This is a genomic window from Clostridium sp. CTA-19, assembly GCF_054767855.1.
In genome coordinates this window covers 1-7,176 of record NZ_BAAABH010000059.1, presented here as the reverse complement: position 1 = coordinate 7,176, position 7,176 = coordinate 1, and the positions used below count along the sequence as shown (strand labels likewise).

Annotated in this window: 3 protein-coding genes and 1 pseudogene; all 4 read left to right on the top strand. The window is 29.8% G+C overall.

From position 1 onward, the window contains the following. The first annotated feature begins 1,047 nt into the window (after window positions 1-1,047). Window positions 1,048-1,665 (top strand): TetR/AcrR family transcriptional regulator, encoded by a 618-nt coding sequence (locus ACYUE0_RS17280; protein WP_010293667.1) that lies wholly within the window; start codon window positions 1,048-1,050, stop codon window positions 1,663-1,665. A gap of 82 nt (window positions 1,666-1,747) precedes the next feature. Then, window positions 1,748-3,898, top strand: a complete 2,151-nt coding sequence (locus ACYUE0_RS17275) for a YhgE/Pip family protein (protein ID WP_460271842.1) — start codon at window positions 1,748-1,750, stop codon at window positions 3,896-3,898. A 27-nt stretch (window positions 3,899-3,925) separates the two neighbouring features. Further along, entirely contained in the window at window positions 3,926-6,085 is a 2,160-nt protein-coding gene (locus tag ACYUE0_RS17270; RefSeq protein ID WP_460271840.1) for a YhgE/Pip domain-containing protein, read from the top strand. An 855-nt stretch (window positions 6,086-6,940) separates the two neighbouring features. Then, window positions 6,941-7,176 (top strand): annotated as a pseudogene (locus ACYUE0_RS17265) (hypothetical protein); the annotation flags it as partial.

The following is a 7,176-nucleotide window of genomic DNA, read 5'->3' as shown; positions in this document are numbered from 1 at the left end:
AAACTGGACTGCCAGTTTCTTTTGAATTTAAGGGAGTAAAATCTGAGTTTAGGATATAAAACAAACTAAAGCTAAATTTAGTGTGTACAGCCGTAACAAGAAGGACAGGCGTACCAAAGTATGTTTTCCATAAGTTATTTTCACAGTGAAATCGAAAGGGTATCAATAAAATCTAAAGCAATCAAAGCCGGTCCTAAAATAGTAGCTTTGCTACGTAGATGTTTGGGACCGACTTCGAGCAATATTGGAGAAAAACTAAAATCAACAAAAGTATCTATCCAAAAGAATAGGAAAGTAGCCAATTACGCGTCTGTCCCTCTTGTAATGGAAGTAGAACTTTGAACGATTGCATACTTAGTTGAGGTAGGGAGCTTGAAAAATTGACAATGGATAATTGACATTTGACAATGATGGATGAAAGTGCAACCACTTTCTTTTAAATCTATAAATATAATTTGCTTTGCAAATTTATATAAAAAAGTACGTTTAGCATTACTAGGAGCAAAGCGAATAGTAATAACCACAACTGTTAATTATTAACTCTTAACTCTTAACTAGAAAAGCATTTTCACTCTTAACTTGAAATATGTAATATTTTCAAAATGTGTAGCCGTAACAAATTATATAATTGACAATGGACAAAGGATAAGTTGAAAAAATTGACAATGGACAAAGGACAATTGACAATGATGGATGAAAGTGCAACCACTTTCTTTTAAATCTATAAATATAATTTGCTTTGCAAATTTATATAAAAGTACGTTTAGCATTACTAGGAACGAAGTGAGTAGTAATAACCACAACTGTTAACTATTCACTCTTAACTTTTAACTAAAGATATGTAATATTTTCAAAATGTGTATCCGTATTAACTTTTAACTAGCAAAGTCTTATTTGCTGTAGATGGAATTGTCGGTTTAAAATGAATTATTAAAAGATTAGAAAAATGACTTGTGGACAGAAAAATCATTGATTTTTTGAAAAAAGAGGATTATAATAATTTTATGATTAAAAATGACTAAAGGTCATTTTGAAAGGGGAATGAAGTTGAGTAAGGGGATCAAATCTAAGCTGAAAAAATCTGAATGTAATAAGTTAGAGAAGAAAAAGAATTTAATGGAAGTAGCTTATAATCTTTTTGTAACTAAAGGTATAAACGATACATATATAAGTGATATTACAAAGGAGGCTGGAGTTGCAAAGGGGACTTTCTATTTATATTTTAAAGACAAGTATTATTTAAGGGAGATTATAATACTTAACAAATGTTGTTTAATTTTAAAAAAAGCTTTGGAACAAGCTAACAAGAATAAGTTTAATGATTTATCAGAGGAAGTAATATTTTTTATCAACTATATTATTGACTATTTAAAAGAAGATAAAAAGTTATTAAAGCTGATACATAAGAATTTATCTTGGGGTATATACAAAAGAGGGATATCTGAGAGAGAAGAGTATGAGGAGTTTGAACATATATATCAAGAATTTGTTTCAAGAATACAAGAAAAAGAGAATATTAAAAACGAAGATGCTAAGAAACTATTGTTCTTAATAATTGAATTAACCAGTGGAGTTTGTTATAGTTCAATTATATTAGAAGAACCAGCTTCTATTGAGGAGATGAAACCAATATTATTTGAAAGCATAAGAAGAATTTTAAATTAAGTTTTTATATTATTATGTTAGAATAATATGATCTTGAAACAAGTTTAAATTTAGAAACTAGCAATGAATATGGAGGTTAAAGATGAAGGATGCGTTAAAAGTGTTTAAGCGAGACCTTAAGAGCATTACAAAAAATCCAGTAGCACTTTTAATTGTTGCAGGAGTATGTATTTTACCGTCTCTTTATGCCTGGGTAAATATAAAGGCAAGTTGGGACCCATATGAAACTACAAGTACTTTTCCAGTAGCTGTAGTAAATAAGGATAAAGGTGCAAACTTTTTAAACAAGGACTTAAACATTGGAAATGATGTAATAGATAATTTAAAGGATAATGATAAACTTGGATGGAAATTTGTTAATTCCAAAGAGGCAGAGATGGGTGTTGTAGATGGAACCTATTATGCCATGATAGAGATACCAGAAGATTTTACAGAGGACTTAACAAGTTTAACATCAGATAATCCAATTAAGCCAAAAGTAAAATATAAAGTAAACACAAAATTAAATCCTGTAGCAACTAGTATAAGTAATGCTGCAAAAGGCTCATTAGTAAATGAAATAACTACAAATTTCATAAGTACAGTAAATGAAGAAGTGTTTAACGAATTAAATATATTAGGTAAGAATGCAGAAAAAAATAAAACTGATATACTTGCTTTAAAAAAGGCGATTATTTCTGTAAATAAAAATATGGATTCTATAACAGGTTTGTTAGAAGGGGTAGATAGTTCGGCTAAAAACTTAGGCGACTTCCTAACAGATTTTAGAGCAACTTTACCATCAATTACAGATAGTTTGTCAGGTATTCAAGATAGTACACAAAGTACTGGTAATATAGTGCAAGATACTGAAAAAAGTTTTAATAATACTATAGACAATTTGCAACTTAGTTTAAAAGAATCAAAAGCTTCTATAGATAGAATTTATGATTTAGCAGAGCGTATAAACTCAAATAGAAGTTCAAATGATTCAAAAAGAAATGTATCTCAAATAAGTAGAGAGATAAATACACTAAATAATTCTATTTCATCTGATATTAAGTTTTTAGATGAAGTAAACAAGGCACAACCTAATCAAGCGATTTCGAATAATATAACCTATTTAAATAATGCTGAAAACGCATTAAGTGAAGCTAAAAGTAACGTAGAAAACTTACAAAATTCAATGAGCTCAACTGGCGAGATTAATGATAGTGCTATGTTAACTACTATAAATAGTATTAAAAATGTTAATACACACATAAGCCAAGCTGTAAGTGATTTTGATTCAAATGCAAGACCAGCGCTTAATACAATAACAAATAGTTTTGTAAGTATCACTGACGATGCATGTAAGCTTTTAGAAACATCTAAGGGTTTAGTTCCACAAATGGACAACTTATTAAAATCAGGAGCAGAAGGAAGTGAGCTTGCTGCTAAAATTTCTACTGACTTAAGGAAAGACTTACTTTCATTTAAAGATGTTATAAGTCAGCTAAGTAATAAATTGGAAAAAATAAATGATAATGATATTATCGGCATTATAAGTGTAATGCAAGGTAGTTCAAGTCTTATGGGAGATTTTATTTCTAGCCCATTTGAATTAAAGGAAGAACCAGTGTTCCATGTGCCTAACTATGGGTCAGCGATGACTCCAATTTATTCAGTTTTGGCATTATGGGTAGGTGCTCTAATTTTAGTATCAATATTAAAAACAGAACCACCAGAATTTGAAGGTGGAGCAAATATAAGAGTAAGAGAAAGACATTTTGGAAAGTTAATGACTTTTGTACTTTTAGCCGTTTTTCAAGGAGCTATAGTTACTTTAGGGAATAAATTGCTTTTAGATGTTTATGTTGTAAACTTCCCACTGATGTTGGCATTTGGTATTGTTACATCAATAGCATTTACAACTATTGTGTTCACTTTAGTTTCTGTACTAGGAAATATAGGAAAAGATATAGCTATAGTATTTATGGTTATTCAGCTTGCTGGATGTGGAGGAACTTATCCAATACAAGTAGATCCTAAGTTCTTTAGGGTACTTCAACCATTCTTCCCGTTTACTTATGCAGTAGGTGGGTTTAGAGAGGCTGTAGCAGGTCCACTTATGAGTAGTGTTATAGTGGATTTCGTTATATTGATAATTTACACAATACTATTTTTATTAATAGGATTCTTCTTTAAAGAGCCACTTCATAACAAGGTAAGAAGTTTTGAAGATAGCTTTAAAAAGTCAAGAGTAGCAGAATAATAAAGTGACTCGAGGGGGTGAATGCATTTGAAGGAAATTTTTAAAGTTTGGCGTGAAGATTTAAAAGCAATAGTAACAAACAAACCTACACTTATAATAATTATAGGGCTTTGTATTATTCCATCCCTTTATGCGTGGGTTAATATAAAAGCTTGTTGGGACCCTTATGCTAACACTGGAAATATGCCAGTGGCTGTAGTAAATAAAGATGAAGGTGCCACAATAAATGATAAGACTATTAACGTAGGTAATGAGGTAATAGAATCTCTTAAGAAAAATGATTCAATAGATTGGATTTTTCTAGATGAATGGCAAGCTAATTATGGCTTGAATGAAGGAAAGTACTATTCTTTAATAGAAATACCAGCTAATTTTTCTAAAGGATTAGTAAGTCTTACAACTACTACTCCTCAAAAACCTAATATTATATATAAAAACAATGAAAAGGCAAATGCCATTGCTACAAAAATCACTAGTGCAGTAAAAGGTAAAGTTACAGATGAGATAAAAACTAATTTTGTAACTACAGTAAATGAAAAAGCTTTTGAAACTTTAAATGAACTAGGGGTTAAAGTAGAAGATAATAAACCGAAAATATTAGAAATAAAAGATGTAATTACTTCTACAAATAATAATTTGCAAAGTGTGAAAGATCATATTGCAACTGCAAATAAAAATACAAAGAGCTTTGAGACTTATTTATATCAGGTTAAAAATGATTTACCATTAATAACCAACCAAATAGATAGTCTTCAGCAAGTTACTAATGCTAGTAAAGGGTTAATAACATCTACTCAGCAAGATTTAAGTACTCTATCAAATAACTTAAGTAATGATGTAATTGAATTGCAAAGTATAAATAATAATATTCAATCGTCTTTAAATAAGTTAAGAGATAAAAATAATGAATTTTCACCAGAGAATGCTAACAAAGTGTTAGATGATATGGATACTATGGTGGATATATTAAAACCTATAACAGATAGAAATATTGAAAATTTAGAGGCTATTAATGGTGCTTTAGGTAGTCCTATATTAGATAATATAACAGATATATTTAGAAATATACAATCATCATTAGTAGATCAAAAAAATAGAATAGAAGATGTAAGGACTGCTATAAATAAAGGCGAAACGAAAGAAAATATAAACATGGCGATAGATGCTTTAACAGAAGCAAATACAAAGGTTTCTAACAGCATAGGTAATCTATCAAATAGATTCTTTGATAGTGGATTAAATGTTTTAAATAGTCTTGGTGATCAGGTATCTGGAGGAATGAATGTTATAGATTCTGTTTTAAATGGGGTACGTGGAGTTGTTCCTAGATTAACTGCATTAACTAACTTTGGAATAAGTACTAGTAAGTTAGCTAGTGACCAAGCAGATAAATTAACAGATAAACTAGGAGATTTTCAAGACAAAGTTGATAAGCTAAGTGATAAAACAAAAGATTTAAATGATAAGAATATAGATGATATGGTTGACTTGATGTCTAAAGATCCAGAAACTATGGGGTCGTTTATATCTTCACCGATTGAAGTAGAAGCAACAGAGCTTTATGGTGTTGGTACATTTGGTATTGGATTAACTCCATTTTATACAACTCTTGCTATATGGGTTGGAGCGTTGTTACTATCATCTATGTTAACTGTAGAATGTGAACCAATAGAAGGTAGCAATAAGAAGCTTTCCTTTATGATGGGACACTTTGCAAAAATGTTAACATTTTTAACTGTTTCAGCAATCCAAACTATAATTATTGTGCTAGGTGATGTATTTATATTAGGTGTAAAACCAGCAAACTTCCCGTTAATGATGGCTTTTGGATTACTTTCATCATTAACATTTGTAATGATTATCTACACATTAGCATCTGTTTTAGGAAACGTAGGAAAAGCAGTTGCAGTAGTAATAATGGTAATGCAAATAGCAGGTTCTGGTGGTCTATATCCAATACAAACTAATCCAAAAATATTTGGTATGTTACAACCATTATGGCCATTTACGTACGCTATTGACGGATTTAGACAAGCAATAGCAGGACCAATTGGTTCACATGTAAAAAAAGATGTTCTATTCTTATTTTTAATAATATTTATATTCTTAGTGATAGGGTTCTTAAAGAAACCATTACACAAACTATCACATGGAATGGAACATAAATTTGAAGAATCTGGACTTTAGTCAATAGATAAAGGACAATTTGAAAAGTTTAGGGAGTAAGAGTTTAGGGAGTAAAAATTTAAAAAGAAACTGTAACTTAACTAGTTAAGAGTTAATAGTTAACAGTTAAAAGGTAAGGAGGAAACTGGACTTTAGTCCAGTTTCTTTCAATTTAACAGAGTAAAATCTGAGTTTGGGAGATTAAACTAACTAAAGATATATTCAAGGTGTAGCACCGTAACAAGTTATACAATGGGAAAAGGATAAGTTGAAAAAATTGATAATGGACAATTGACATTTGACAATGATGGAGGAAACTGGGTTGCCAGTTTCTTTTGAATTTAAGGGATTAAAATTTAAGTTTGAGAGATGAATCTAACTAAAGTTAAATTCAAGGTTTGTAGCGCCGTAACAAGAAGGACAGGCGTACCAAAGTATAGTTTCCGTAAGTTATTTTTACAGTGAAATCGAAAGATTATCAATAAAACCTAAACAAATCAAAGCCGGTCCTAAAATAGCAGCTTTGCTGCGTAGATGTTTGGGACCGACTTTAAGTGCTATTGGAGAAAAGCTAAAATCAGCAAAAGTATCTAGCCAAAAGAATAGCAAAATAGACAATTACGCGTCTGTCCCTCTTGTAATGGAAGTAGAATTTTGAGTGATTGCTTGCTCAGATTTTGTTAGTAAAACCAAATTGAAAAAGTACGTTTAGCATTACTAGGAGCAAAGCGAATAGTAATAACCACAAATTAAATAAAAAATTTGATAGTTCACTAAAAACATAATCATGAGGTAGTGAAAATATATAATAATTTGGATATAATATAAGTATAAGAATACTATAAATATAAAAAATTAACTAATGAAAGTAGTGAAATGATGAATAAACATATAGATGAAGAAAAGCATAATAAGGAGCTTTTAAAAGAACAGCAAAAAGGAAATGAAAAGAGAGATAAAGTAAAATTAGATATTGTATTAAAATACTTATTTTCAACATCAGAAAAGGTATTAATTAAATTATTAAATGGAGTATTTAATGAAAACTTTAATGTTGATGAAGTGAAAATTTCTGTAAGTAATAATGAGTTTGTGGATAGTGACCTAAACAT

Excerpts from the sequence above, each read along its gene's own strand:
- ACYUE0_RS17275 (WP_460271842.1), top strand. The coding sequence starts at position 1,748 with ATGAAGGATGCGTTAAAAGTGTTTAAGCGAGACCTTAAGAGCATTACA.